The sequence below is a fragment of the Streptomyces sp. NPDC005423 genome (genome assembly GCF_040606415.1).
Taxonomy (GTDB): Bacteria; Actinomycetota; Actinomycetes; order Streptomycetales; family Streptomycetaceae; genus Streptomyces.
Map to the genome: position 1 here is coordinate 55,462 of NZ_JBEXET010000023.1, position 24,509 is coordinate 79,970.

23 protein-coding genes and 1 pseudogene are annotated in these 24,509 nt (G+C 74.5%); 11 read left to right on the forward strand and 13 right to left on the reverse strand.

Annotation, left to right across the window (positions count from 1 at the left end; all coding sequences use genetic code 11):
- Positions 1-99: 99 nt before the first annotated feature.
- From ABZT12_RS23550 to ABZT12_RS23565, 4 genes are all read left to right on the forward strand, one after another.
- Entirely contained in the window at positions 100-1,152 is a 1,053-nt protein-coding gene (locus tag ABZT12_RS23550) for a YihY/virulence factor BrkB family protein (protein ID WP_356387934.1), read from the forward strand.
- A 111-nt stretch (positions 1,153-1,263) separates the two neighbouring features.
- A complete protein-coding gene (locus ABZT12_RS23555) occupies positions 1,264-1,698 on the forward strand; it encodes a phage holin family protein (RefSeq protein WP_356387937.1) in 435 nt (144 codons plus the stop codon).
- A complete protein-coding gene (locus tag ABZT12_RS23560; protein ID WP_356387940.1) occupies positions 1,695-2,123 on the forward strand; it encodes a DUF3618 domain-containing protein in 429 nt (142 codons plus the stop codon). Before ABZT12_RS23555 ends, ABZT12_RS23560 begins: the two co-directional genes overlap by 4 nt.
- A gap of 12 nt (positions 2,124-2,135) precedes the next feature.
- Positions 2,136-2,402 (forward strand): DUF4235 domain-containing protein, encoded by a 267-nt coding sequence (locus ABZT12_RS23565; protein ID WP_356387943.1) that lies wholly within the window; start codon positions 2,136-2,138, stop codon positions 2,400-2,402.
- 398 nt (positions 2,403-2,800) lie between these two features.
- Here the strand turns inward: ABZT12_RS23565 and ABZT12_RS23570 are convergent, their stop codons facing one another.
- From ABZT12_RS23570 to ABZT12_RS23580, 3 genes are all read right to left on the reverse strand, one after another.
- Entirely contained in the window at positions 2,801-3,169 is a 369-nt protein-coding gene (locus ABZT12_RS23570; protein ID WP_356387945.1) for a hypothetical protein, read from the reverse strand.
- 65 nt (positions 3,170-3,234) lie between these two features.
- Positions 3,235-3,906: a beta-glucanase gene (locus ABZT12_RS23575; protein WP_356387948.1), complete on the reverse strand. Its 672-nt coding sequence runs from the start codon at positions 3,904-3,906 to the stop codon at positions 3,235-3,237.
- Between the two features lie 608 nt (positions 3,907-4,514).
- Positions 4,515-4,718 carry a hypothetical protein gene (locus tag ABZT12_RS23580; RefSeq protein ID WP_356387951.1) on the reverse strand — a complete coding sequence of 68 codons (204 nt, stop codon included), beginning with the start codon at positions 4,716-4,718 and terminating at the stop codon, positions 4,515-4,517.
- Between the two features lie 556 nt (positions 4,719-5,274).
- Here ABZT12_RS23580 and ABZT12_RS23585 point away from each other — a divergent pair.
- The 3 genes from ABZT12_RS23585 (at position 5,275) to ABZT12_RS23595 (ending at position 9,619) form a co-directional block, all read left to right on the forward strand.
- Positions 5,275-6,522, forward strand: coding sequence for an MFS transporter (locus tag ABZT12_RS23585; protein ID WP_356387953.1), 1,248 nt, complete (start codon positions 5,275-5,277; stop codon positions 6,520-6,522).
- A gap of 130 nt (positions 6,523-6,652) precedes the next feature.
- Positions 6,653-7,912 carry a hypothetical protein gene (locus ABZT12_RS23590; protein WP_356387955.1) on the forward strand — a complete coding sequence of 420 codons (1,260 nt, stop codon included), beginning with the start codon at positions 6,653-6,655 and terminating at the stop codon, positions 7,910-7,912.
- A 201-nt stretch (positions 7,913-8,113) separates the two neighbouring features.
- Positions 8,114-9,619 carry a cryptochrome/photolyase family protein gene (locus tag ABZT12_RS23595; RefSeq protein ID WP_356387957.1) on the forward strand — a complete coding sequence of 502 codons (1,506 nt, stop codon included), beginning with the start codon at positions 8,114-8,116 and terminating at the stop codon, positions 9,617-9,619.
- 114 nt (positions 9,620-9,733) lie between these two features.
- Here ABZT12_RS23595 and ABZT12_RS23600 read toward each other — a convergent pair whose 3' ends face one another.
- The 4 genes from ABZT12_RS23600 to ABZT12_RS23615 are packed head-to-tail and all read right to left on the reverse strand — an operon-like array spanning position 9,734 to position 13,450.
- On the reverse strand, positions 9,734-11,224 hold the full coding sequence (locus tag ABZT12_RS23600; RefSeq protein ID WP_356387960.1) for a glycosyltransferase 87 family protein: 1,491 nt from the start codon (positions 11,222-11,224) through the stop codon (positions 9,734-9,736).
- The gene (locus tag ABZT12_RS23605; RefSeq protein WP_356387962.1) at positions 11,221-12,075 is read right to left on the reverse strand and encodes a class I SAM-dependent methyltransferase; all 855 of its coding nucleotides are present in this window, start codon (positions 12,073-12,075) and stop codon (positions 11,221-11,223) included. The genes ABZT12_RS23600 and ABZT12_RS23605 overlap by 4 nt, the downstream gene beginning before the upstream one ends.
- Positions 12,072-12,722: a DUF2064 domain-containing protein gene (locus ABZT12_RS23610; protein WP_356387964.1), complete on the reverse strand. Its 651-nt coding sequence runs from the start codon at positions 12,720-12,722 to the stop codon at positions 12,072-12,074. Before ABZT12_RS23610 ends, ABZT12_RS23605 begins: the two co-directional genes overlap by 4 nt.
- Entirely contained in the window at positions 12,719-13,450 is a 732-nt protein-coding gene (locus ABZT12_RS23615; RefSeq protein ID WP_356387966.1) for a glycosyltransferase family 2 protein, read from the reverse strand. Before ABZT12_RS23615 ends, ABZT12_RS23610 begins: the two co-directional genes overlap by 4 nt.
- 163 nt (positions 13,451-13,613) lie before the next feature.
- On the opposite strand from ABZT12_RS23615, the gene ABZT12_RS23620 reads away from it, so the two are divergent.
- Both ABZT12_RS23620 and ABZT12_RS23625 read left to right on the forward strand, forming a co-directional pair.
- A complete protein-coding gene (locus tag ABZT12_RS23620; protein WP_356387968.1) occupies positions 13,614-14,348 on the forward strand; it encodes a response regulator transcription factor in 735 nt (244 codons plus the stop codon).
- Positions 14,338-15,453 carry a HAMP domain-containing sensor histidine kinase gene (locus tag ABZT12_RS23625; RefSeq protein WP_356387970.1) on the forward strand — a complete coding sequence of 372 codons (1,116 nt, stop codon included), beginning with the start codon at positions 14,338-14,340 and terminating at the stop codon, positions 15,451-15,453. Before ABZT12_RS23620 ends, ABZT12_RS23625 begins: the two co-directional genes overlap by 11 nt.
- 136 nt (positions 15,454-15,589) lie before the next feature.
- On the opposite strand, the gene ABZT12_RS23630 is transcribed toward ABZT12_RS23625, so the two are convergent.
- The 6 genes and pseudogenes from ABZT12_RS23630 to ABZT12_RS23655 all read right to left on the reverse strand — a co-directional run bounded on the left by ABZT12_RS23630 (position 15,590) and on the right by ABZT12_RS23655 (position 22,749).
- Entirely contained in the window at positions 15,590-16,642 is a 1,053-nt protein-coding gene (locus ABZT12_RS23630; protein WP_356387972.1) for an NAD-dependent epimerase/dehydratase family protein, read from the reverse strand.
- A gap of 286 nt (positions 16,643-16,928) precedes the next feature.
- Positions 16,929-17,348, reverse strand: coding sequence for a hypothetical protein (locus ABZT12_RS23635; RefSeq protein ID WP_356387974.1), 420 nt, complete (start codon positions 17,346-17,348; stop codon positions 16,929-16,931).
- Positions 17,345-18,481: a molybdopterin-dependent oxidoreductase gene (locus ABZT12_RS23640; protein ID WP_356387976.1), complete on the reverse strand. Its 1,137-nt coding sequence runs from the start codon at positions 18,479-18,481 to the stop codon at positions 17,345-17,347. Before ABZT12_RS23640 ends, ABZT12_RS23635 begins: the two co-directional genes overlap by 4 nt.
- Positions 18,482-18,597: 116 nt before the next feature.
- Positions 18,598-19,503: pseudogene (locus ABZT12_RS23645) on the reverse strand (aminoglycoside phosphotransferase family protein).
- Between the two features lie 34 nt (positions 19,504-19,537).
- A complete protein-coding gene (locus tag ABZT12_RS23650) occupies positions 19,538-21,559 on the reverse strand; it encodes an NAD-binding lipoprotein (protein WP_356387978.1) in 2,022 nt (673 codons plus the stop codon).
- Between the two features lie 347 nt (positions 21,560-21,906).
- Positions 21,907-22,749 carry a DUF1206 domain-containing protein gene (locus tag ABZT12_RS23655; RefSeq protein ID WP_356387980.1) on the reverse strand — a complete coding sequence of 281 codons (843 nt, stop codon included), beginning with the start codon at positions 22,747-22,749 and terminating at the stop codon, positions 21,907-21,909.
- 138 nt (positions 22,750-22,887) lie between these two features.
- Between ABZT12_RS23655 and ABZT12_RS23660 the strand changes: the two genes are divergently transcribed.
- Positions 22,888-24,093 (forward strand): phospholipase D-like domain-containing protein, encoded by a 1,206-nt coding sequence (locus ABZT12_RS23660; protein WP_356388023.1) that lies wholly within the window; start codon positions 22,888-22,890, stop codon positions 24,091-24,093.
- 143 nt (positions 24,094-24,236) lie between these two features.
- Positions 24,237-24,392, forward strand: coding sequence for a hypothetical protein (locus ABZT12_RS23665; RefSeq protein ID WP_356387982.1), 156 nt, complete (start codon positions 24,237-24,239; stop codon positions 24,390-24,392).
- The last annotated feature ends 117 nt before the right edge of the window (positions 24,393-24,509 follow it).

The window sequence follows — 24,509 nt, forward strand, 5'->3', positions numbered from 1 at the left end:
CACACGCCGAAGAGCACGGCCGCCGCGGCGAACGCCCTGGCGGCGGTCGGCGCGGGACGCCCAGGCATGGGTGTGCGGAGCGGGGTTATCCCCACTGGTATGGCTGGAATATCAGATGCTGCCGCGCCGGACGGGCAGCGCCGTTCACCCGACCCTGCTGAACCGGCACAGACGCCGGGCCCGGACGAGGAGGTGCGGCGCCGGGCCCCGGACGAGCCCAGCGCCCTGCCCAAACGGTCCTGGTGGGCGGTGCTGAAGGGGACAGTGACGGAGTTCAAGGACGATGAGCTGGCCGACCGGGCGGCGGCCCTGACCTATTACGGCGTGCTGTCGCTGTTCCCGGCCCTGCTGGCCCTGGTGTCCCTGCTGGGGGTGGCCGGGCGGTCGGCGACCGACCAGGTGCTGGCCAACCTCAGGAAGCTGGCGCCCGGTTCGGCACGGGACATCATCAGCAACGCGGTGCAGCAGTTGCAGGAACGGGCCGGCATCGGCTCGGTGATGGCCGTGGTCGGCGTCGTCCTGGCGGTGTGGTCCGCCTCCGGCTATGTGGCGGCCTTCATCCGCGCCGCGAACGCCGTCTACGACATGCCGGAGGGCCGGCCGGTGTGGAAGGTGCTGCCGGTGCGGGTCGGGGTGACGGTGGTGCTCCTGGCCCTGGCGGTGGCCAGCGCGCTGATCGTGGTCTTCACCGGCGGCCTGGCGCGCCGGGCGGGCTCCGTCATCGGCATCGGCGACACGGCGCTGGCGGTGTGGACGTTCGCGAAGTGGCCGGTGCTGGTCGTCCTGGTCACGGTCATGATCGCGATCCTGTTCTGGGCGACACCGAACGTGAAGGGGCGCGGCTTCAAGTGGGTCACCCCCGGCAGTGTGGTGGCGCTGCTGATCTGGATGATCGCCTCGGCGGGATTCGCCCTCTACGTCGCCCAGTTCGCCTCCTACAACAAGACCTACGGCACGCTGGCCGGCGTGATCGTGTTCCTGGTGTGGCTGTGGATCAGCAATCTCGCGATCCTGCTCGGCCTGGAGTTCGACGCCGAGATGGCCCGCCAGCGCGCCATCGCCGGCGGCCTGCCGCCCCGGGAGGAGCCCTACGTCCCGCCCCGCGACACCCGCGCCTGGAACGAGGAGGACCGCCGGCGCCTGGAGTCCTGACCGGGCCCGCCGCGCGTGCCCCCGGGAAGAGGGGATCCCCTCTTCCCGGGGGCACGTGTCGCTTTCGCCCATTCGGGGGTACGCGGTGGTCACCGCGAAGGAGGGCGAGTCATGAACAAGACAGACCGGTATACGACCGGCGGCACTACCGGGCGCAGCGTGGCCGACGAGCCGGTCGGCGAGCTGGTGCAGCGCGCCTCGCAGCAGCTGACAGAGCTGGTACGGGGCGAGATGCGGCTGGCGCAGGCGGAGATGAAGGCCAAGGGCAGGCGGTACGGCAAGGGCGGCGGCCTCTTCGGCGGCGCGGGCCTGGCCGGCTTCCTGACCTTGCAGGCCCTGGTCGCCGCGGGCATCGCCGCGCTGGCCGTGCCGTTGCCGGTCTGGGCCGCGGCCCTGATCATGGCGGGAATCCTCGGCCTGATCACCGCCGTACTGGCGCTGACCGGGAAGAAGGAGGTCAGCCAGGCCGCCCCGCCCACCCCGGAGCAGACCATCGACAGTGTGAAGGCCGACGTGGCCGAGATCAAGGAGAGTGCCAAGCGATGACGCAGCAGCCCCACGACGAGCCCACCGCCGCCGGCACCGAGGAGCTGCGCGAGCAGATCGAGCGGACTCGCCACGAGCTGGGCGACACGGTCCAGGCGCTGGCCGACAAGACCGACGTCAAGGCCCGCGCGCAGGAGAAGGCCGCCGCGCTCAAGGAGCAGACGGCGGCGAAGGCGTCGGAGCTGACCGGGCAGGCCAGGGCGAAGGCCTCCGAGGCCTCGCAGGCGCTGCAGGACAAGCTGCCCGACGCGGTCAAGGAGAAGGCGGCCGTCGCCGCCGGGCAGGTGAAGGCCAAGGCATCCCAGGCGGAGCAGGTGTGGCAGGACAAGGCGCCTGAGCAGGTACGCAACAACCGCATCGCCCTGATCGCGGCGGCCGCGGCCCTGCTGGTCGCCTGCGTGCTGCTGCGCCGGAGGAAGAAGTAGGAAGGGCCCCTCATGAAGGCGTCCAAGACGGTCTACAAGCCGGTCGGTCTGGTACTCGGCGCGCTCAGCGGCGCGGTGGCCGGCGCGCTGTTCAAACAGGCGTGGAAGACGCTCGGCCACGACCGGGACGCACCCGACGCCACCGACGAGGACCGCGGCTGGAGCGAGGTGCTGGTGGCCGCCGTCCTTCAGGGCGCGCTCTTCGCGGGCGTGAAGGCGGCCGTCGACCGCGGCGGCGCGGCGGCCATCCGCCGCCTGACCGGCACCTGGCCCGGCTGACCCGCCCGCCGCGCCCTCTGGCCGGCCGGCTCCGGCGGCCGAGTGCCGGGGCCGGCGGCGGGCCGGCTCCCCGGACGCGGACAGCCGCACCCGCGAAGCCCGTGAGGGGCACCCGAAGTATCCGCACCCCACCCGCGCCGCGCCCCACCCACCGCCTGTCCGGTGCGGCGGGACGCGGCGCGGCGGTCACTCCCCGCGCGGCATCGTGGTCACTCCCCACACGGCGCGGCGCGGCGGTCACCCCGCACGGCCGACGGTGACTCTCCGCACGGGGACGGCGGTCCCTCCCCCACGCGGCACGGCACGGCGGTCAGCCGCACGGGGACAGCAGTCACTCCCCCAGTCACTCCCCTACGCGGCGCGGCGGTCACTCCTCGCGCCCCGCACGGGGACGGCGGTCACTCCCCGCGCGGGCGGGCCCGCATGCGGTCGGCACGGGGAGCGGGGGGCAGCAGGTCCGGGCCCGGAGTGGGCAGGCCGTAGAGGGCGTAGAGGCGGCGGCGGACCGGTTCGGCCGGGTACTGGTCGCCGTAGACGGCCATTTTGAAGATCACGCCTTCGAGGACGCTGCGCAGCAGGACCTCCTCCAGGGCCGGGTCCTCGGCGCCGCGGGCGGCGAACAGGGCGCGCAGGCCGTCCTCCAGGGCCGCGACCCGGGGCTCCTTGCGCGCTTCGGCCGCCGCGAAGAGCGGATGGGTGGCCGGGTTGACCACCAGGCTCAGGGTGATCCGCTGCACCGGCACGGTGGCGGCCGCCAGGGCCAGCACGCCGTCGATGATCGCGCCGAGGCGCCTGACGAGGGAACGCCGGAAAAGGCGGCCCGGGGCGGCCGTCAGGCGGGGAGGGGCGGGAGCAGGGCTCGGCGCACCACCAGGCTCTCCACCCCGAAGGACAGTTCGGTGGCCGTGGCGTCGGGAGGCGGGTGGTAACGGCCCGCGCAGACCGAGAGGTTGACGATCAGGTAGGCGTGCCAGCCCGATCCGACGCCGCGGCCGTCGGCGAAGACCCGCTCCCCGTTCAGGGTCCAGACCACGCTGCGCCGGCCGAACGTCACGCCCAGATCGACGACACCGCCGGGACGTACCGTCTCGTGCTGGACGTACCGCTGTCCCTGGCGCACATGGTTGGTGAGTTCCAGCAGGTCGGGGTTGTCCGGGTGGTACTCGAACACGTCCACCTCGTTGCCGCCGTCCCGCCACGTCCAGATGGCCGGCCAGGAACCCGTCAGCGCGGGCAGCCGCACCCGGGCGTCGAGGTGGTCCCCGGCGCGGACCAGGAAACCCTCCTCGCTCCCCTCCGTGGTGAGCAGGCCGGTGTCCCACAGGCCGTCCGCCCGGCGCGTGGCCCGGAAGGTGCCGCTGCGGGAGTAGGCCGGATCCGCGGTGAGGTGGTCGAGCTTGTTGTCGCCCGGGTTGGTGGGGCCGCCGTCGGGATAGGCCCAGGAACGGCCCGCGACCCACTGGCGCTCGGAGGTGAAGTCAGCGGTGAAGACGACAGCGCTCACACGCGCTCTCCCTCTGTGGCCGGGGGTGGCATCGCACGCCCGCCTCCTCCCCCCGCGGCCCGCCCGGCATGCGGTACGCACCGGCATCCACCGCCCAAACCATGCTCCCGGGTGACAGGCCCCGCCTGCGCCCCGCCGCCCCGCACCTCCCCTACCGGGCCCGGGGCCGAGCCGGACGCCGCGCCGTGCGGACCGGCCCGCCCTGCCCGCGGGCCGTACGGCGGTTCCGCCGGCGCTACTCGAAACCGTGGACGCGGCCCGCGTCGTGGGTGATGACGCCGGCGCTCATGAACGCGCTGATCAACGCGACCTGTTCGCGGGCCAGTTCGCGGGCCGGTCTGGGGTCCGACACGGTAAGGGAAGCCGCGAGCAGGACCGCCGCCGCGAGCGCGGCTCCCCGGCAGGAGTCGGCCCGACAGCGGGGAGGGGATGACGGGAGAGCGAGCCGGCTCCGGCCAGTCCTGTGGCGAGCAGCGGCAACGCCACCCCGGTCGTCTGGGTCCCCAACACGCTGCTGGTCTGGCCGACCAGGAGGAGCGCGAGGTTCCTCCTCTCCGCAACCGACAGCCCCGGTGCGGGCGGCCTGCTCAGCGGAGGCGTCCGGGTGGTCACACGCTCTCCATGCGCTGTTTCTTCGGCAGCGTGAAGATCCACGCCAGCGGGGCGCCCTTCTCGATGACGACCGGGGTGTCGATGTCCGACGGAATGGCCATGATGATGTTCATGGCGGCCCGGACGTGGGGTTCGCCGTCGATCAGTTCGTGGTCCCTGGCCGTCCCGTATTCCAGACCCGCCATCACCTCGGCGCCCACTCGCTCGTGTTCGAACCCGCGCCCAGGAATTCAGCGGAGAGGGCCGTACGGATTCTGCCCCCTACCACTTCCGTCGCGGTGCGGCGGACGCCGGACCCGGCGGAATTCCTGTACGCACGCCCCGATGATGTCGGGCCGCTGGAAATGAGTGTGCGGAGCGGGGAAATGGTTGTCGCGCACTGTTCCGCTCAGCGGACCGGTACCGAAAACCGGTGGAGCCGGCGCGGCGGGTGCCCCTACCGTCCGAGGGTGACCTGCCCGAGCCCCGTCGAGGGAGGCGCCGCGGCGCGCGGTTCCCGGGAGGGGAGCGCCGGCCGGCCAGGCATATGCCGAGGCCCGCGGCGCCGCCCCGGGGCGTGCCGTGCCCGGGTCCGGCCCTCGCGTGACCGGCGTCCGCGCCGTGCCGGGTCCGCTCGCCGGGGCCGCGCACGCCTGCCCTTTCGGCCCGCCTCCGCACGCCTGCGGCTCGCCGGGAGCGCCCGCGGCCGGTCCCGGCATACTGCACAGGAAGCGGGGCGGGCGTCACGTCCGCACGTGGAAAAACAGGGGGATGTACGTGAATCGGATACTTCAGAACTTATATCGGGACCTGGTTCCCGAAACTCGCACCGCCCGCAGGCTCGCCTTTCTCACGCTGGTGCAGTCGGCGGGTACCGGACTCTTTCTGACGTCCAGCGCCATTTTCTTCACCAGGACCGTCGGGCTTTCGCCGCGGTCGGTCGCACTCACCCTCTCCGTCGCGGGATTCTGCGGATTCCTTTCCACGGTCCCGGCCGGGAAACTCGCCGACCGGCTGGGCGCGCGGCCGCTTCTGGCGGGCGACTACGCCGCGCTCTCCGTGCTGTTCGTCCTGTACTGCTTCAGTGACACCTTCGCGGTGTTCGCGGTGGTCGCCTGTCTGACAGCGGTCGGGGAGACGGCCGGCAGTCCGCTGCGGGCCGCTCTGACGTTCAGTCTCTTCGGGAAGGAGACGGCGACGAAGGTACGCGCCCAGATGCGCAGCGTCTTCAACCTCGGCTCCATGGCCGGTGCGGCGCTGGCCGGCGTGGCGCTGGCCGCGGGCACCCGCCAGGCGTTCTACACGGTGATCGCGGTCAATGCCTGCGCCCAGCTGGTCTGCGCGGCGGTCACCCTGGGCCTGCGCGAACCGGCGCGGCCGGAGCCGGAACGGCGGCCTTCCGGGGCGCGGAGCCGGGCGGCCCTGCGCGACCACCGTTTCCTCGCCGTCACGCTCGCCGCCGGGCTGCTGGAACTGCACACCGCGATGCTGAACATCGGCATCCCGCTGTGGATCACCGTCCGGCTGCGGGAATCGGGCAGCCTCAACTCCGTGGTCATCATCGCCGACACGCTGCTCGTCCTGCTTCTTCAGGTGCGGCTGAGCAGAGGGGCGGCCTCGGCCCGGGGCGCCGCGCTGCTGCTGCGGCGGGCGGGGATGCTCCTGCTTCTCTCCTGCCTGCTCTTCGCCGGCACCGCGGCCGTTCCCCGCGGGTGGGTGGCGGCGCTGGTCGTCCTGGCTGCCGTGGTGATGGTGGTGGGAGAGATCTACCAGTCGGCCGGGAGCTGGGGTGTCTCCTTCGAACTGCCGCCGCCGGGACGCCAGGGGGAGTACCAGGGGGTCTTCGCCCTCGGGCGTGGTCTCCAGCAGTTCGTCGGGCCCGTCCTCGTGACAGCGCTGGTCATCGGCGTCGGCGCGGGCGGCTGGATCGTCCTGGGAGCCGTCTTCGGGGCCGTGGGAGCGGTGTGCGTTCCGCTGGTGCGGGCCGCCGAGAAGGACGCCACGAGGGTCTCCGTAGCCGCCTAGGCCTGGCCGGCCTCCCCCACCTCCCCTCATTCGCCGTGACCCGCCGGACTGCTCCCGCGTGTCCGCGTCCGGGTTCATGTCCGGGTTCGTGTCCCGCGTCCGTGTTCATGCCGCTGAAAGGACCACTCCCATGGCACACACCGCGCTCCGATCGTCGCCGGGGCCCTCCGGGTCCGCGTCCGGGAGCACTCTGGTGCTCGGGTGGCGCGCCTTCACCGCCGAGGCGCTCACCGGGCTGGGCCAGAACGTCACGTATGTGATGGCGCCCGGTGATGTCGCCACCGCGCTGCGCAAGGGGTTCGGCGGACGCATCGTGGTGGTGCCCGATCCGACCAACGTCGAGCATGTCCTGGAGGGCCTGGAACGGCATGACGTGAGCCTGGAGGGCTTCACCGCCGTCGGCACCAACCTGGAGTTCGCCCTGGTCGCCGCCGCGGTGGTGGGCAGCATGGGCGGGGCCCGCTGTCTGTCACCGCGTACCGCCGTCCTGCTGCGCGACAAGGTCGCGCAGAAGCAGGCCGTGCGCAGAGCGGGCCTGCCGGTGGCCGACTGCTTCACCGTCGACACGCTGTCCGGCCTGCCCGTCCGCGACAGCGACTACCCCCTGGTGGTGAAGCCGCTGGCGGGCGCGGGCACGGCCGACACCTTCGTGCTGGACTCCGCCCGGGAGGCGGCCCTGCTGCGGGCGTCCCGGCCGGGGAAGGCGGGGCACGGGCCGTGGGCGGTCGAGGAGTTCGTCGCCGGTGCGGAACTTCAGATCGACGGCGTCGTACGGGAGGGGAGCCTGCTGGCGCTCACCGTCTCGCGCTATCTGCACAACCTCATCGCCATCAAGACCGGCGGCCTGGCGGGCACCGTACTGCTGGAGCCGGGGGCCCACACCGGCCTGTACGTCCAGGCACGCCGTCTGGTCTCGCGCGCACTGGCCGCGCTGGGCCACACCGACGGCGTGTTCCATCTCGAAGCCTTCCGGCAGAGCGACCGGCTGGTGTTCAGCGAGTGCGCCGGGCGCACCAGCGGGGGGATGATGCGCGAGGAACTCCAGGAGAAGTACGGCTTCGACCTGGTCGCCGAATGGGCGAGAGCCCTGCTCGGTCTTCCCCCGGACATCCCCACGACCGCGCCCTCGGCGCTCTGCTACGGATACCTCAACCTGCCGGCGCGGCCGGGGCGGATCGTCTCCGTGCCGGACACGCGGCGCGTTCTGGCGCTCCCGGGCGTGGTGCGGGCCAGTGTGGAGGTGGCGCCGGGAGACACGGCGGGGGATTCGCGGGTCTCCTCCGACACCAAGGCCGGACGCGTCGTGGTCGCCGCGGAGACCGAGGAGGCCGTCGAGCGTCACCTGCGAGGCGCCGCGTCCTGGTTCACCTCGCACACGGTCGTGGAGTGAGGGGCCGCTCCCCCGCCCTTCACCCCTTCACCCGTTCGCCCGCATCCGCGGCCGTCGTGACCTGGGAATTCCTTCGGTACCCCACCCGTCCCGTCCCCGTTCCCGTCCCGTCGCGCCGTTGGAGCCGTTCATGTCTCTTCTCCTCCGTCCCTCCCCCGCCGGTCGCGTTCCGCTGGTGCGGGGCCAGGGAGGCGGCCGGCCGTGACGGCGTTCCACTGGCTCTTCGGGGATCAGCTCGGGCCGCACTTCCTCACCCCGCACGAGCGGGGGCCGGCCCCCGACACGCCGGTCGTGATGATCGAGGCGCGGTCGGTGTTCCGGCGCCGCCGCTTCCACCGGGCCAAGGCCCATCTGGTGCTCTCCGCGATGCGCCACCGGGCGGCGGAACTCGGCGACCGGGTCCACTACGTCCGGGCGGACACCTACCGCGAGGGGCTGCGCCAGGCGGTGGGGTCCGCCGCGGTGACGGTGCACCACCCCACCTCGCGCGCCGCCCTCGGGTTCGTCGGCGCGCTCGACGGTGTGCGGGTGCTGCCCGCCCGGGGATTCCTCGTCCCGCACGAGGACTTCCGGGCGTGGGCCGACGGCCACGGCGGCTCACGGCTGCGCCAGGAGGACTTCTACCGCTGGGTGCGCCAGAACCACGGCCTGCTCATGGACGGCGCGGAGCCGGCCGGCGGACGCTGGAACTACGACCACGACAACCGTGAACCCCCGCCCAAGGACGCGCAGACGCTGACGGCCCCGGCCCCCTTCCGTCCGCGCGAGGACGGCATCGACGAGGAGGTCCGCCACGACCTCGACCGCTGGGAGCGGGCCGGGCAGGTGTCCTTCGTGGGGCGGGACGGACCGCGCCTGTTTCCCGCCACCCGCCGGGAGGCCCGCAGCGCGCTGCGGCGTTTCGTCTCCCACCGGCTGGCCGGTTTCGGTCCGCACGAGGACGCCATGCTCGCCGGCGACCCCGTCCTCAGCCACAGCCTGCTGTCGTCCTCGCTCAACCTCGGCCTCCTGGACCCGCTGGAGTGCGCCGAACTCGCCGAGCGGGCCTGGCGCGCGGGTGAGGCGCCGCTCAACAGCGTCGAGGGGTTCGTGCGCCAGATCACCGGCTGGCGCGAGTACGTATGGCAGCTGTACTGGTACTTCGGCGAGTCCTACCGCCACCACAACACTCTCGGGCACCTCACACCGCTGCCCGGGTGGTTCCTGGACCTGGACGCGGACGCGGTCGGCGCGCGCTGCCTGTCGACGGTCCTGGCCCAGGTGCGCGACACCGGCTGGACCCACCACATCCCCCGGCTGATGCTGCTGGGCAGCCACGCGCTGCAGAGGGGATGGGACCCCGCCGCGGTGACCGACTGGTTCCACCGCTGCTTCGTCGACGGCTACGACTGGGTGATGCTGCCCAACGTCGTCGGCATGTCGCAGTACGCCGACGGCGGGCGGATGACGACCAAGCCGTACACCTCTGGCGGTGCCTACATCAACCGGATGAGCGACTTCTGCGGCCCCTGCCGCTACCGCCCCACGGTGCGGGCGGGCGAGGACGCCTGCCCCTACACCGCCGGGTACTGGGCCTTCCTGCACCGCCACCGCTCCCAGCTGGAGCACAATCCCCGCATGTCCCAGGCCGTACGGGGGCTGAACCGCCTCACGGACCTGGACGCCCTGCTCGAACAGGAACGGGAACGCGGGGAGGGACCGCCCTGAAAGGCCACCGGCATCCGCACTCCCGGCGCCGGGAGTGCGGATGCCCCGTGCCCCGGTGGGCGGCTCGACCGGGCACGGGGCGGCGGCGCGGGGCGGCCGGGGAAGCGGGGTGGCTCAGCCGGGGGCAGGGCCGGTGTCCCCGGGGCGGGCGGGGGTCGTGAGGCGGCGCAGGGGGGCGGAGCGCAGGCAGGCGCCGGTGGTGACGGCCAGGGCCGCCGCGCCGTACGCCCATGCCTGGAGGGGGAAGCCGGGCAGGAGCCGGCCGGCGAGGTAGAGGACGGTGCCGGCGAGGGTGAGGGCGAGCCACTCCCAGCGGCCGTCCAGGGCGACGAGGGCGACGGTGAGGAGGGAGTACCAGGGGTAGCTGGGCGAGAAGAGCAGCAGCGCGGTGCCGGTCAGCAGCAGCGCGCCGCGCCAGGGGCGGGCCGGGTCGCCCCGCCACCAGACGTACAGCGCGGTCAGGGCGAGCAGCACGGCCGCGGTCGCGCCGGCCGCGGTGTCGGGCAGCAGGAGCCGCAGCAGGGCGAAGCGGCGTACGTGGCCCGGTTCGTAGCCCTCCTCGTGGAGGTAGCCGGGCAGGTAGCCCAGGACGCCCGTACCGGAGGCCGCCAGGTAGGGCAGGTAGGCGAGGGCGACCGCGGCGGCGGCGGAGGCCGTCAGACGCAGGACGCGCACCGGAGCGCGCTGCCCGGACAGGGCGCCGGGCAGGGCGAGGACGGGCAGGATCTTCACGGCGATCGCGGCGCCGAGCAGCGCGCCGCGCCGGGTCCCGGCCGTGGCGGTGCCGAGCGCGAGCACGGTGAGCAGCACGCCGAGGGTGTCGATGTGGGCGTTGTCGACCGCTTCGAAGGCCACGGCCGGGCACCAGGCCCACAGCGCGGCCCGGGCCGGGGCCCGCCCCGGGTCGCCGCGCCGGCGCAGTACGGCCAGCAGGGCCGCGGTCGTGCCGACCGCCAGGACCGCGCCGCCCGCCTGGAGCGGCTTGTGGCGGCTGCCGGGCGGGGACACGGCGTGGACGGCCAGGTACCAGCCTTCGGCGACGGGCGGGTAGATGGTGGGGACGGTGGGCCGGTTGATGCGGACGCACAGACCCGTGGCCGTACGGGTCAGGCCCCAGCCCCGGCACACCGCGTCCGGGGGGAAGAGCCAGCCGTCGCGCAGCCGGGCCAGTTCGGGGGCAGCGGGCGGGTGGGCGTAGGGGGAGATTCCGGCGGCCTGGACGCGTCCGTCCCAGGCGTAGCGGTACATGTCGTTGCTGGTGCGGGGTGGTGCCGCGAGTCCGGCCAGCGCCACGGCGGCCGAGCCGAGCACGACCAGGACGGCTCCGGCGCGGGGTGGCGCCTTGCGTACCGTCCACGCGGCGGCGGCGAACAGCGCCCAGGCGATGCCGTATCCGGCCAGCAGGCGGCCGGGGGCGCCGGTGTTGTCGCCGGCGCGGAGGGTGGCGACGACGGCGGCGGTGAGGGCGGCGAGCAGGAGCGCTGTCACGGTGACGGCGGCCCGGGCCCTTGGCCGGTCCGCCGCCGGGGCGGGGGTCGCGGGCGCCGGCGGGGCGGACGGTGGGGGCCCGGAGCCCTCCGCCCGGGCGGTGGTGGTGTCGGTCATGGCCGGGCGACCTCTCCGTGGGCCGCGAGGTGGGGGCCGGGGCCGGTGACCGTCGCGTGCGGCCCGGTGCCCGGTCGGTGGAGTTCGGCGAAGGGGCGGCCCTCGGCCGTCCAGTGGCCGGTGAGGATCCAGCCCGTGCTGCGGGCGGCAGCCGTCAGGGCGGTCGGGCCGACGCGGGCCCAGGGGAAGGGACGGCCGTGGCGGCCGTGGGCGTCCTCGACGTGGACCGTGAGGCGCTCGTCCACGTCGTCGCCGGCCGCCTCGGCCAGCAGCCGGCCGCCGGGACGGACCAGCCGGCGCAGCCGGGCGAGGAGTGCGGCGGGGTCTCCGCCGATCCCCACGTTGCCGTCCAGCAACAGGACCGTGCCCCACCCGCCTTCCCGCGGCAGGTTGTCGAAGACGGAGCGGCGCAGGGCGCTCGCGCCGTGGCGTCGGGCGCGGGCGACGGCCGCGGGACTGACGTCGATGCCCAGGGCCGCCACCCCGCGGGCGGCCAGGGCGGCCACCAGCCGTCCCGGCCCGCACCCGACGTCCAGGACGGGTGCGGTGCAGCGGTCCAGTACGTCGAGGTCGGGAGCGTCGGGGGCGGCGCACCAGCGTTCCATGTCCAGGGGGAGAAGCCCGGGTGTTCCGGTCAGGCGGGGTGCCAGGCGGCGCAGATAGAGCGGGCCGCGGCCGGCCCGCAGGGCCTGCGCGTACGGGTCACCGACCCAGGGCTCCCCGATCCGGGACTCGCCGCCGAGTTCGGCTCCCCCGGGCTCGGCGGGTGCGGCCCGCTCGGACCCCTCGCCGAGGGGGAATCCACTACTGGTCGCGGTGCCGGTCGCCGTGCCGGTTGCCGTGCCGCTCACCGGGTGGTCTGCCCGAGGGAGGCCAGGGCCGCGGCGAAGCGTGAGCCGGGCGGGCACACGCCGGCCACCTCGGCGGCGTCGGCCGCGGTGTCGATGTCCCGCAGCACGGGCAGGTCACGGACCGTCAGTCCCGCCCGGGTGAGCCTGAGCCGCTGGACGGCGCCGGTGCGGCCGGTGGACATCGCCACCCCGCGCACCAGGGAGCCGTTACGGGCCGGGTCGGCGAGTCCCAGGGCCCAGAAACCGCCGTCCGCGGCCGGCCCGAACCAGGCGTCGTGGCCGTCCCGGCCCACCGGGAGGAGCAGGTCCGGGGTGAGCTGCGGAGTGTCCATGCCGACCAGCAGGGCGGGACCGTCGTCGCAGCGGGCGAAGGCGCCGGCGATCCGCTCGTCCAGTCCGCCCGGCCCCTGGGGCACCACGTCGAAGCCGGGCGGCAGCCATGGTCCGGGACGGCCGTCGAGGACCAGGACCCGGCGCCGGGCGGGCGTGCGCAGCAGGGCGTGGAGGGTGTCGGTGAGGGAGGCCTCGGCCAGTACGGCGGCCTCCTGGGGGGTGTACGGCGGGGTGAGCCGCGTCTTGACCCTGCCCGGCAGCGGTTCCTTGGCGATCACCAGCAGGGTGGCGGGCCCGGTGGGCGGGGCGGTCATCGCGCGGCCTGCGGGAGCGGCACGCCGACCGGGCGGGCGGCGGGCGGTTCGGCGAGGACGGCGCGCATGTCCCGTACCGCCTGCCAGGTGCCCCGCCAGGTCCCGGTGACCTTCGAGCGGCCGGTACGCGGGTGGTAGGGGACGTCTTTCTCGCGGACGCGCCAGCCGGCGTCGGCGGCGCGGACCACCATCTGCAGCGGGTAGCCCGAGCGCCGGTCGGTCAGTTCCAGGGCCAGGAGCGCCTCGCGGCGGGCCGCGCGCAGCGGGCCCAGGTCGCGCAGGGGCAGGCCGGTGCGGCGGCGGACCAGGCGGGCGAGTTCGAGGTTGGCCAGCCGCGCGTGGGCCGGCCAGGCCCGCGGGGTGGTGGGCCGGCGGCGGCCCAGCACCAGGTCGGCGCTGCCGTCCAGGACGGGAGCGGCGATCCCGGGCAGCAGGCCGGGGTCGAGGGAGGCGTCGCAGTCGCAGAAGCAGACGACGCCGGCGGTGGCGGCGGCCAGGCCCGCCTGGCAGGCGGCGCCGAAACCACGGCGCGGTTCATGGACCACGTGCGCCCCGAGGGAACGGGCGAGGTCGGCAGAGCCGTCGGTGGAGCCGTTGTCGACGACGATCGCGCGCCAGCCCGGGGGGATCCGCTCCAGGACCCAGGGCAGCGCCCCGGCCTCGTCGAGGCAGGGCAGCACGACGTCCACAGGCCCGACGGCCGCGGGGGAAGGGGGTTTCTCGATCACCCCACTCACCCTACGAACACGAACCAGTACATAAGGGTCACGGCGTCCTTACGGAACGCTGACATCACCGTCCCCGGGGACCGGGACCCCGGCGCTTCTTACGGACCGGTGACGTCCGCCCCCGTGCCCCCTGCCGCGCCCGCCGCGGTGGGAGACTCGGCGCGTGAAACGCGTACTGGTCGTGGACGACGACCCCACCGTCTCCGAGGTCGTCACCGGCTACCTGGACCGGGCGGGTTTCGCCGTCGACGCGGTCGCCGACGGTCCCGCCGCCGTGGCCCTCGTCGCGTCCCGGCCGCCCGACCTGGTGGTGCTGGATCTGATGCTGCCAGGCATGGACGGGCTGGAGGTGTGCCGGCGCATACGCCAGGACGCCCCCGTCCCGGTGATCATGCTGACCGCGCGCGGTGACGAGGAGGACCGTGTCCTGGGTCTGGAGGTCGGCGCGGACGACTACGTCACCAAGCCCTTCAGCCCCCGCGAGCTGGTGCTGCGCGTGGAGTCCGTGCTGCGCCGCGCCGGGACACCGGCCGGCGGCCGGCCCCCGGCCGCCGGGCCGTGGCTGCGCAGCGGCCCGCTCGCGCTGGACCCCACCGGCCGCCGCGCCACCCGCCATGGCCGCGAACTGGCCCTGACGATCCGCGAGTTCGACCTGCTGACGTTCTTCATGCGGCACCCGGGCCGGGCCACCAGCCGGGAGGACCTGATGCGCCAGGTGTGGGGCTGGGAGTTCGGCGACCTGTCGACGGTCACCGTCCATGTGCGGCGGCTGCGCGAGAAGATCGAGACCGATCCGGCCCGCCCCGCCCTGATCAGCACGGTGTGGGGGGTCGGTTACCGCTTCGACCCTCCCTTCTCCGCGGCGGCCGGCGGGAACGGAGGGGACGGTGTTCGGTGACACGCTGCTGATCGCCCTGTACGCGGCGATCGGCGCCGCCGCCGCCGGCGTCTCGGGGACGGCGGCCCTGCGGCTGCTGCGCAACCGGTCGGTGGCGCTGTCGCTGGCCGTGGTCGCGGCCGTCACGGTCGCGGCGATGCTCGCCGGAACGCTGCTGGTGTCCTGGGCGATGCTCCTGTCGGACCATGACCTGTGGGTGGTGACGATGGTGTGCGCCATGGCGGCGGTCGCCTCCCTCACCGTGGCGCTGCTGCTCGGCCGCAGCGTCGTCACCGGCAGCCGGGCCCTGACCGAGGCCACCCGCGCCCTCGGCGACGACGGGAGCTTCACCCCGCCCGCCACCGCGCCCACCGCCGAACTGGCCGAACTGAGCAGCCAGTTGGCCGCGGCCAGCGCCAAGCTGACCGCCTCCAGGGAACGGGAGCGGGCCCTGGAGGCCTCCCGCCGCGAGCTGGTCGCCTGGATCTCCCACGACCTGCGCACCCCGCTGGCCGGCCTCCAGGCCATGACCGAGGCCCTGGAGGACGGCGTGGTCCCCGAGCCCGGCGTCTACCACGCCCGTATCCGTACCGAGGTCGAGCGGATGAGCGGCATGGTCGGCGATCTCTTCGAACTCTCCCGCATACAGGCCGGCGTCCTGGCCCTGACCCCCACCCGCCTCTCCGTCTACGACCTGGTCGGCGACGCGATCGCGGGCGCCGACGCCCTGGCCAGGGAACAGGGGGTGCGGCTGGTGGGCGAGGGGGTGGAACGGCTGCCGGTCGAGGTCGACGGCCGCGAGATGTCCCGGGTCCTGGCCAACCTGCTCGTCAACGCCATCCGCCGCACCCCCGCCGACGGCACGGTCGCCGTCTCCGCCCGCCGGGAGAGCGACAGTGTCGTGCTGGCGGTGACCGACGGCTGCGGGGGCATCCCGGCGGAGGACCTCCCCCGCGTCTTCGACACCGGCTGGCGCGGCACCGACGCCCGTACCCCGCCCGCGGGCGCCGGGCTGGGCCTGGCCATCGTGCGCGGCATCGTGGAGGCCCACCGGGGCCGCACCGCCGTCCACAACGTTCCCGGCGGCTGCCGTTTCGAGGTCCACCTGCCCGCGGCGGCCCGCTGATCCTCGATCGAGCCGAGTGCCCGGCGATGCCGGATACCAGGTGCCCGATGATGCCGGGGCGCGCCGGAGAGGGAAGCGGGCCGGCCGGGTGAGCCGCGCCGCTTGGCCCGCCCCGGGCGAGTCCGCGGGCCGGGGCTCAGCCGGCTCTCAGGGCCGCCGACGCGAACTCCGCCATCCCCTCGCCGAAACCGACCCGCGCCTTCCACCCCAGCTCATCGCGGAGTCTGCGGGAGGAGGCGGTGATGTGGCGGACGTCGCCGAGCCGGAACTCGCCCGTGACCACCGGCTTCGGGCCGCCGTGGGAGGCGGCCAGCGCGGCGGCCATCTCCCCCACGGTGTGCGGCTGTCCGCTGCCGGCGTTGTAGGCCCGCAGGCCGCCTTCGACCAGCCCGCCCACGCCGTCCAGCGCGGCGAGGTTGGCACCGGCCACGTCCCGCACGTGCACGAAGTCCCGCCGCTGGCCGCCGTCTTCGAACACCCGCGGACTCTCGCCGCGGGCGAGCGCGGACCGGAACAGGGAGGCGACGCCCGCGTAGGGGGTGTCACGCGGCATGCCGGGCCCGTACACGTTGTGGTAGCGCAGCACCGCCACCCTCCCCCGCGTCGCCCGCGCCCAGGCGGCGGCGAGATGCTCCTGGGCGAGCTTGGTGGCCGCGTAGACGTTGCGCGGATCGGCGGGCGCGTCCTCGTCCACCAGACCGGGGGCGAGCGGCTCGCCGCAGTGCGGGCACGGCGGCTCGAAACGCCCGGCCTCCAGGCAGGCGGGCGTGCGCGGCCCCGGCCGTACGGTCCCGTGCCGGGAACACTCGTAGCGGCCCTCGCCGTACACCACCATCGATCCGGCCAGTACCAGGCGGCGCACCCCCGCCTCGGCCATGCCGGCCAGCAGGACCGCCGTGCCCAGGTCGTTGCAGCCGACGTAGGCGGGAGCGTCGGCGAAGTCCTTGCCGAGGCCGACCATGGCGGCCTGGTGGCAGACGGCGTCCACGCCGTGCAGGGCGTCGGCCACGGCGCTCGCGTCGCGTACGTCGGCCTGCCGCCAGTCCGCTCCCTCGGGGCGGGGCGGCGGGGTGCGGTGGGCGGCGGGCAGCAGCGCATCGAGGACGCGTACGCCGTGCCCGGCGGCGGTGAGGGCGGTGACGAGGTGGGAGCCGATGAAGCCCGCGCCTCCGGTGACCAGAATCAGCATGCCCCGACCGTAGAACCGCACCGCCGCGCACGGGCCGCGCGGCGCGGGAACGTCAGCGGTCCGTAAGCCTTCCCGGCGCGCCGCGCACTCCGGGCCGGATCGGCACCGGGCCGCAAGGGGTGGCCGTCCGCTCCCGGGCGGCGGGCGGCGAGGCCGCGCCCGCCCTTCCGGCTCCTGTCCTCACCGGCCGGGTGGCGGGAGGCGAGCAGGACCGTGCGCGGTCCCGGGGCGCCCCGCCCGGCGTCGGAGTGGGCGGCGAGGGGCGGAGGCGGGCCCGTGGGCCGGTTCACGGCGGTGGCCGTCGCCTGCGGACAAGGCCCCGTGCGGCTGTGCGGAGTGCCGTCACCGCGGCCACGGCCACGGCCACGGCCACGGCCGCCAGCGTCAGGAGCCAGTTGCGCGGATAGTCCAGGGGCAGCACCGAGGGGTTGGCCCGCGGCCCGGGCCGCAGCAGGACCGGCAGCGCCACGGCCGTCAGCGCGCCGGCGACCGTCAGCGCCGCGCGGACCGGTCCGCGCCCGCCGCCGCGCACCAGTACCAGCCCGGCCAGCAGGACCAGCGGCGCGATCAGCGCGTCGTGCAGGAGCACCGCCCCGCCCAGCCAGAGCAGCACGCCCGGCAGGTCGCGGACGTCGAGCAGCAGGGACACCCCGACGCCCGTCAGCGCCAGGCCGGCGACGGCGGCGAGCAGGCGTGCCGTCCTCATGCCAGCACCTCCAGCCGGCCGACCCATTTGGTCTGCAGCACTCCGGGCCGGCCGGGGGCGATGAGCCGCGCCGGGTATCCGTGGTCGGGGTGGAGTTCCTCCCCGTTCAGCCGCAGGGCCAGCAGCGTCAGCGGGTCGCGGGCGTAGGTGTGTCCCATCTCCGACATCCGGTAGCCGCCGCGCGGTTGCAGCGACACCACCCGCACACGCGCGTGCGGGTGGGCGCCGGCCCGGTCCAGCAGATCCGCGGTGCGTACGCCCGTCCACCGCGCGGACGCGCTCCAGCCCTCCACGCAGGCGATCGGCAGCTCCACCTCGTACTGGGGCAGGGCACGCAGTTCCTCCAGCGTCAGGGTGTAGGGGCGGGGCCCGTCGACGACCAGGCGGTACTCCTCGCCGGTGATCCGGCCCACGCCGGCCGCCGCGGCCGTCCGGTTGACGGGCAGGCCCTGGGGGCCGCGGTCGGGCCGGCGCGGCGCGAGCAGGTCGAGGTCCTTCAGCGGAGTGAAGGACTGGCCCACGGTGGTCAGGGTGACGGCGCCGACGGCCGCGCCCACCGCGGCGAGCAGCGAACGCCGGTCGGGGCCGTCCCGCTCGGGCAGCGCCGACGTGCCGGGCGAGCGCCGGCTCCAGTGCGCCCGGATCTGGGGTGCCTTGACCGCGAGGTGCAGGAGCAGTGCCCCGGTGACCAGCCATGCCACCGCGTAGTGCACCGGTACGAACGAGAACGGCCACGGGTACCACTGGGCCGTGTTCAGCAGCCCGGTGGCCACCTCGAAGACCGCTCCGGCCACGAGCAGCGCGACCGACAGCCGCTCCGCTCCGTGCCGCGGCGAGCGCAGCGGCGGCCAGGCGAACAGCCGCGGATAGACCGTCCACAGCTTGGCGAGGAGCAGGGGGACGGCCGCGATGCCGGAGGCGACGTGCAGCCCCTGGGTGAGCCGGTAGCCCCATGACGGACGGCTCGGCAGGGTGTCCGCGAGCCAGTCCGGCGGATGCTGCAGGAAGTGGCTGACCAGTCCGGTGGCGAAGCAGACCGCGAAGGCGGGACCGAGCCAGCGGCCGATCGAGGTCGCTGTGCGGGGGTCGTGCAGTGCGCCCCTGAACACCGGTGGAGTGACACGCAGTTTCATGCCGTCCATCCCACCCGTCGCGAACCCGTGGCGGAACGCGTGAATCCTTACGGACCGGGGACGTCTCCCCGCCGGTGAGCACCTCAGCCCTCGTCGCCCCGCCCCCGGGCGGTGCCTCAGCCCTCGTCGGTGAGTACGGAGCGGATCACGTGCCGGGCGTTGCCGGCCATCGCCGGGTTCGTCGTGCGGTAGTGCGGGAGCGCGATCAGCGCCTGGGAGAGTGTCCGTCCCCGTCCGCGGGTCCAGGTCGCCCCGTCCACGTCCAGCGCCCGGCGGAAGGTCTTCCTGGCATCGGGCGGCAGCAGATTCCATGCCGGGAAGAGATCGCAGGCCGGGTCTCCCCTTCCCACGCACCCGAAGTCGATCACTGCGGCGAGCCTGCCGCCGCCGTCCACCAGCAGGTTGCCCGGTATGAGATCGGCGTGCAGCCACACCGGCGGGCCGTCCCGTCCGGGGGCCCGCAGCGTCTCCTCCCACACGGCGGCGGCTGCGTCGCAGTCGACGTCCTCCTGGGGGATGCCGCGCAGGTCCTCGATCGCCGCCCGCGTCTCGGCGTCGAGCAGGGCGACCGGACCGCCGCGATGGGCGCGCGGCGCCCCGGGCAGGGTGATGCCGCGCATCGCCGTCACGAACGCGGCCAGTTCCCCGGCCAGCAGGACCGGCTCGCGCACTGCCCCCGCCCGGGGGTTCACCCCGGCCAGCCACCGGTGGACCGACCACGGCCACGGCTACCCCTCGGCGGGCTCTCCGGCCCCCAGCACCTCGGGCACGGGCAGGGGCAGGCGGGGTGCGAGGCGGGGCAGCCAGGTCCGCTCCGTCGGCACGTCCCCGGCTCCGCCCCGCGCCAGCGGCAGCCGGACCGTCATGTCCTGGCCCAGCCGGTAGACGGCGTTGACGGTGCCTGCGGAGGCCACCCGTTCGACCGGCAGCCCCGCCCACTGCGGGAACTGACCGGCGACCAGCCGCCGTACCCGGCCGTCGTCCATGGGGTGCGGGCCGGGATGCGGCTGCCCTGTGCTCATGGCACGACATCGGACTGCCGCCGGCCCGGAGGCGTCAAACACTTTTCCGGCCGGAGGCGTCCGGCGGCGCGTCCTCCCCGGCTCCCCCGGCTCCCCCGGGTTGTGGTCGCATACCGGGCAGGGCGGCGGCCCGTACGGGGCCGGTGGCGGCGGGGTCGGCACGGGCCGGGGTGAGGACCAGGATCTCGTCCTGGGCGCTCCACACGCGCCGTTCGGACTTGCCCGGGCAGAGCCGGACGGTGTCGTAGGGGCGGGGTGTGCGCGGGTCGTGCGCGCGGTAGCCGATCGCGCACTCCCCGCCGCGCAGCGCCGCCGCGACCACGGTGGCGAAGGAGGTCTCACGGCCGGTCAGGACGTAGTGGCCGGCCGGGCGCAGGGCGAGCGCCCCGCCGCGTACGGCGAAGATCTCCTCGAACACGGCGGCCAGTTGGGGGGCGTGCGCGATCTGGGTCATCAGCAGGGCGGTGAGTTCCCCCCGTACGACCACGTCGCCGGCCGGGCCGAGGGGGGCCAGGGCCCGGCTGCGGTGGTCGCGCATCTCGGCCACCACGGGCAGCACCCGGGAGGTCTCCTCCTCCCACGAACGCAGCGTCAGCATGGCCAGCAGGGTCTGGTCGTCGGCCCGTTGGGGGGCTGTCCCCTCCCGCGGGTCGGCGCCGAGGGCGATGACGCTGTCGTAGGCGAGGAGGTCCAGGCCGTCGAGGGTCTCGGGGGCGGCCGGGTCGCCGGGGCGGTGCACGACGCGCAGCGGCGAGAGGTCCCCGCCGTGCGCAAGCCCGGCGGGCAGCGGGCCGGGGCCGGTGAGGAGGTCGAGTACGGAGCCCGGCCGGGCGGTGCGGTGCAGGGTGTCCACGATCAGCGGGGCACGGCGGTTCCAGCCCAGCAGCAGCAGTCGCAGCGGGGGTTCGTCCGGCGGCCGCAGGGGGGCCATGGCGGCGGTGTCGACCGGTGCGCGGCGGGCGGTGAGCGGGGCGGGGCGGTCGTCGTGGGCGACGGTCACCAGCCGGTCGCCCGCCTCCAGTACGGTGCGCGGCGCCGGGGTGAGCAGCGGGTGGCCGTCGGCCCGCAGCAGTCCCACGGCGCACGAGTCCTCCAGGCGCAGCGCCGCCTCCTCGAAGGAGAGCCCCGCCGCCCGCGGGACGTCGGTGATGTGGAACTCGGCTCCGGAGAAGTCGAAGAGGTCACGCAGCACCGACGACATCCCGGGGTGGCGTGCCGACTGCAGCAGCAGCCGCGCGGTCGTCCGGTCGCTCTCCAGGACGGTGCCGCGCGCTCCGGCGGCCAGCCGCGCGGCCGGCAGATGGCGCCCCTCGTGCACGGCGGCCACCACCCGCGGCCCGCCGTCCGCGCCGAGCAGTGTCCGCAGCGCCAGCAGGATCCTGACGACCGTCAGGTCGCCGTCGGTGCCCTCGGCGGGCAGCACCACCACCGCCCGCGCCGCGCCCGGGGCGACCAGGGCCAGCGCGCCGAGGTCGGCGGGCACGCCGGTGCGGCACTCCAGCCGGACGCCGGCGGTGACGCCCAGGGCGGCCGTCAGCGCCCGTTCCATGGCGGCCGGGTCCCGGTCCGCGAGCACGGTGATCACCTGCCGGACGCCGGGCGGACGGGCGGCGATCACTTCGGCGACCACGGTGAAGACCTGGTCGGACCAGCCCAGGACCACGGTGTGGTCGCGTTCCACCACCCGGGAGCGGCCCCGGCGCAGTTCGGCGAGCCGGTCGCCCAGGCCCGTGGTGACGACTCCGACGACCGTCGACACGCACAGCAGGGCGATCAGGCCGAGCAGTACCGACAGCAGCATCCGCAGCGGCGCGCCCGTCGCCGCGCCCAGCCGCAGGGTCTCCGCGCTGGTGCGCCACACCTGGGTGAGCCGGCCGGAGAGGGAACGCGGCGCGCCGGGGTCCGTCCACACCAGCAGGGCGCTGACGGGCACGACCACCGCCAGGCACGACAGGGCGAGCCAGCCCAGTAGTGCGCCCGTGCTGCGGGCCAGTGTCCTGTCGAACAGGTACCGCGTGCGGTGGCGTAACGAGGTCCGCTCCTGGCGCCCTTCCACATCAGCCCCCTGGTCTTTCTGTGCGCACGTCCGGGAATCGAAGCGTGCCGGGCCCGGCGTCCAGGACACGCCGTTCCACCAGGAGTTTCATTCTTTCGGGCAGCGGCCGGGGCGGAAACCCGGGCGCCCGGCGGCGCGGGGGCGCGGGGGGCGCCGGGCGGCTGGCGGACACGCCAACTCCGCCCCCTGGTACGGCAGTCGGCCGGGGCCGCACAGCCGGAAAGAGGGCGCCGGTGTCACTCCCCGGCGCCCTCACGCACTCCCCGCCCGCCTGCTGCGTTCCTACGTCTTGCGTTCTCGCGTCCTGCGTTTCTGCGTTCTTGCGTCCTGCGTTTCTGCGTCCGGGGTCAGAGCTTGCGCCAGCGGGCGTTGGCGAAGGAGAAGACCCCGAAGGCCACCAGGCCGACGGCGATCAGCACCAGCAGCCAGGGCCCCGCGGGGGTCTGGCTGAAGGAACGCAGCGTGTCGTCCATGCCTTTGGCCTTGCCCGGCTGGTGCTGCACGGCCGCCGCGATGGCGAAGCCGCCCGCGACCGCGAAGACGACGCCCCGGGCGGTACCGCCGAACATCCCCAGGAAAGTGACCGCCTTGCTCGTCTTCTGCGACATCTCCGCCATCTTCAGGTGCTTCTGGAACTTGCGCATGAGAGCCCGGGCCGCGATCCACCCGCCGGCCACGACCACCGCGGCACCGGCGATGCCCACGATCCACTGCCCGCCCGGCCACTCCAGCGCCTTCGCCGTGACGTCGTGTGAGTTCTTGTCGGAGCGTCCGCTGCCGCTGCCCTTCTCCCCGGCCGCGTAGGACAGCACGGAGTAGGAGACGAATCCGTAGAAGACGAAGCGGCCGGCCGCCATGGCCCGCTTGCCGGGCTTGTCGCCGTCCGGGCCCGCCTGCCCGAACACGGCCTCCGACAGCCGCCACAGGGCCATGCCCGCCAGGGCTGTGCCCAGCAGCCAGAGCAGGACGGTGCCGAACGGCTTCTGGGCGATCTCGGCAATCGCCCCGCCGCGGTCGGCCTGCTCGCCGCCGCCGTCGGAGAACGCGATCCGCACCGCGAGAACGCCGATCAGTACGTAGATGACCCCTCGGGCGACAAAGCCCGCACGGGCCGCGGCCGAAACTGCGCTGCTGTTCGCCGCGCGTTGGGCGTGCACGCGTCCGCGTGCGGTCGTCGGTTCAGTAGCCATGGCTGCCGTCTGCCCCCGCAACGCAAGGCGATCCCTGCGAAAAGCCCCCGCTTTGTCTTCGCGGCCGGCGTCGAGGAAGGTACAGCCATGACGCACACGCAGGACGCCGCCGAAGGCACCACCGAAGCGGCCGGCACCATGAGTTCGCCGCACTCCCCCACCGGGGAGGAGGACACCCGGGCCCTCCTGGACGAACGGGCCCGGCGCACCAGACGCCGGCTGGAGAGACTCATCGGCATCGCGGCGACCGAAGGCAACGCGCTGCTCCCGCTGCGCAACGGCGACGAGATCTTCGGCGCCATGCTGGAGGGCATACGGTCCGCCCGGCACACGATCGACATGATGACGTTCGTGTACTGGAAGGGCGAGATCGCCCGGCAGTTCGCCGGGGCGCTGGCGGAGCGGGCGCGCCAGGGAGTGCGGGTGCGGCTGCTGCTGGACGGCTTCGGGAGCCGGCTCATCGAGAAGGAGCAGCTGGCGGCGATGGAAGGGGCCGGCGTCCAAGTGGCCTGGTTCCGCAAGCCGTTGTACCTCTCCCCGCTGAAACAGAACCACCGCTGCCACCGCAAGGTCCTGGTGGTCGACGAGGAGACGGCCTTCACCGGCGGGGTCGGCATCGCCGAGGAGTGGTGCGGCAACGCGCGCAACCCCGCCGAATGGCGTGACACCCACGTCCAGGTACGGGGGCCGGCGGTGGACGGGCTGGCCGCCGCGTTCGCCCAGAACTGGGCCGAGTGCCACCACGAACTCTTCGACGACCGCGACAGGTTCACCCCGCACACCCCGCACGGCGACGCCGTCGTGCAGGTGGTGCGGGGCTCGGCCAGTTTCGGCTGGCAGGACATGCAGACCCTGTTCCGGGTGGTGATCGAGTCGGCCCAGGAGCGGATCCGGCTGGCCACCGCCTACTTCGCGCCGGACGTGTTCTTCATCGAGCTGCTGTGCGCCGCCGCCCGCCGCGGGGTGGAGGTGGAAATCCTGCTGCCGGGCCCCTACACCGACAAACGCGTCTGCCAGCTGGCGGGCCAGCGCTTCTACGAGGCCCTCACCGCCTGCGGGGTGAAGATCTTCGAGTACCAGCCGACGATGCTGCACACCAAGGTCGTCACCGTCGACCGGATCACCGCCCTGGTCGGCTCCACCAACTTCAACCGCCGCTCCCTGGACCACGACGAGGAGGTCATGCTCGCCGTGCTGGACCAGTCCTTCACCGCGACCCTGGACCGCCACTTCACGCAGGACCTGGAGCACAGCGAGCCGATCAGCCCCAGCCAGTGGAAGCGGCGCTCCCCCCTCCAGCGTGCCAAGGAGACGGCCGTCGTGCCGATCCGCCGCTTCCTGTGAGCCGTCGGGAGCGCTGACGCCCCGGGGCGGGCGCCGCCCCCGCCGAACTCCCGTGAATCGGCATGCATGAGTGGTGAGAAGGAGGGAACCCGAACAGGGCACAACAGGGATCCGACCGTAAAGACTGGAAGATCGGAAGCGTCATGATTGTCGTCGGCCTCATCCTGCTCATCATCGGCCTGCTGGTCGGTCTTTCGCTGCTCACCACGATCGGCGGGATCCTCATCGTGGTCGGTGCGGTCCTGTGGATTCTCGGCTCGACCGGCCGCGCCGTCGGCGGACGCAAGCACTACTTCTAGCCCTCCCCCGAACCCCCCTCCCGCCCTGCGCGGGCCGCGCCCCCCCTGCGGCCCGCGCAGGGCGCACCTGTTGGCGCTGCACGGGCGCGCCGGCGCCGGGTCGGTCGGGCCGGCGGG

Excerpts from the sequence above, each read along its gene's own strand:
- ABZT12_RS23550 (WP_356387934.1), top strand. The coding sequence starts at position 100 with ATGGCTGGAATATCAGATGCTGCCGCGCCGGACGGGCAGCGCCGTTCA.
- ABZT12_RS23555 (WP_356387937.1), top strand. The coding sequence starts at position 1,264 with ATGAACAAGACAGACCGGTATACGACCGGCGGCACTACCGGGCGCAGC.
- ABZT12_RS23560 (WP_356387940.1), top strand. The coding sequence starts at position 1,695 with ATGACGCAGCAGCCCCACGACGAGCCCACCGCCGCCGGCACCGAGGAG.
- ABZT12_RS23565 (WP_356387943.1), top strand. The coding sequence starts at position 2,136 with ATGAAGGCGTCCAAGACGGTCTACAAGCCGGTCGGTCTGGTACTCGGC.
- ABZT12_RS23590 (WP_356387955.1), top strand. The coding sequence starts at position 6,653 with ATGGCACACACCGCGCTCCGATCGTCGCCGGGGCCCTCCGGGTCCGCG.
- ABZT12_RS23600 (WP_356387960.1), bottom strand. The coding sequence starts at position 11,224 with ATGACCGACACCACCACCGCCCGGGCGGAGGGCTCCGGGCCCCCACCG.
- ABZT12_RS23610 (WP_356387964.1), bottom strand. The coding sequence starts at position 12,722 with ATGACCGCCCCGCCCACCGGGCCCGCCACCCTGCTGGTGATCGCCAAG.
- ABZT12_RS23630 (WP_356387972.1), bottom strand. The coding sequence starts at position 16,642 with ATGCTGATTCTGGTCACCGGAGGCGCGGGCTTCATCGGCTCCCACCTC.
- ABZT12_RS23635 (WP_356387974.1), bottom strand. The coding sequence starts at position 17,348 with ATGAGGACGGCACGCCTGCTCGCCGCCGTCGCCGGCCTGGCGCTGACG.
- ABZT12_RS23640 (WP_356387976.1), bottom strand. The coding sequence starts at position 18,481 with ATGAAACTGCGTGTCACTCCACCGGTGTTCAGGGGCGCACTGCACGAC.
- ABZT12_RS23655 (WP_356387980.1), bottom strand. The coding sequence starts at position 22,749 with ATGGCTACTGAACCGACGACCGCACGCGGACGCGTGCACGCCCAACGC.
- ABZT12_RS23660 (WP_356388023.1), top strand. The coding sequence starts at position 22,888 with ATGAGTTCGCCGCACTCCCCCACCGGGGAGGAGGACACCCGGGCCCTC.
- ABZT12_RS23665 (WP_356387982.1), top strand. The coding sequence starts at position 24,237 with ATGATTGTCGTCGGCCTCATCCTGCTCATCATCGGCCTGCTGGTCGGT.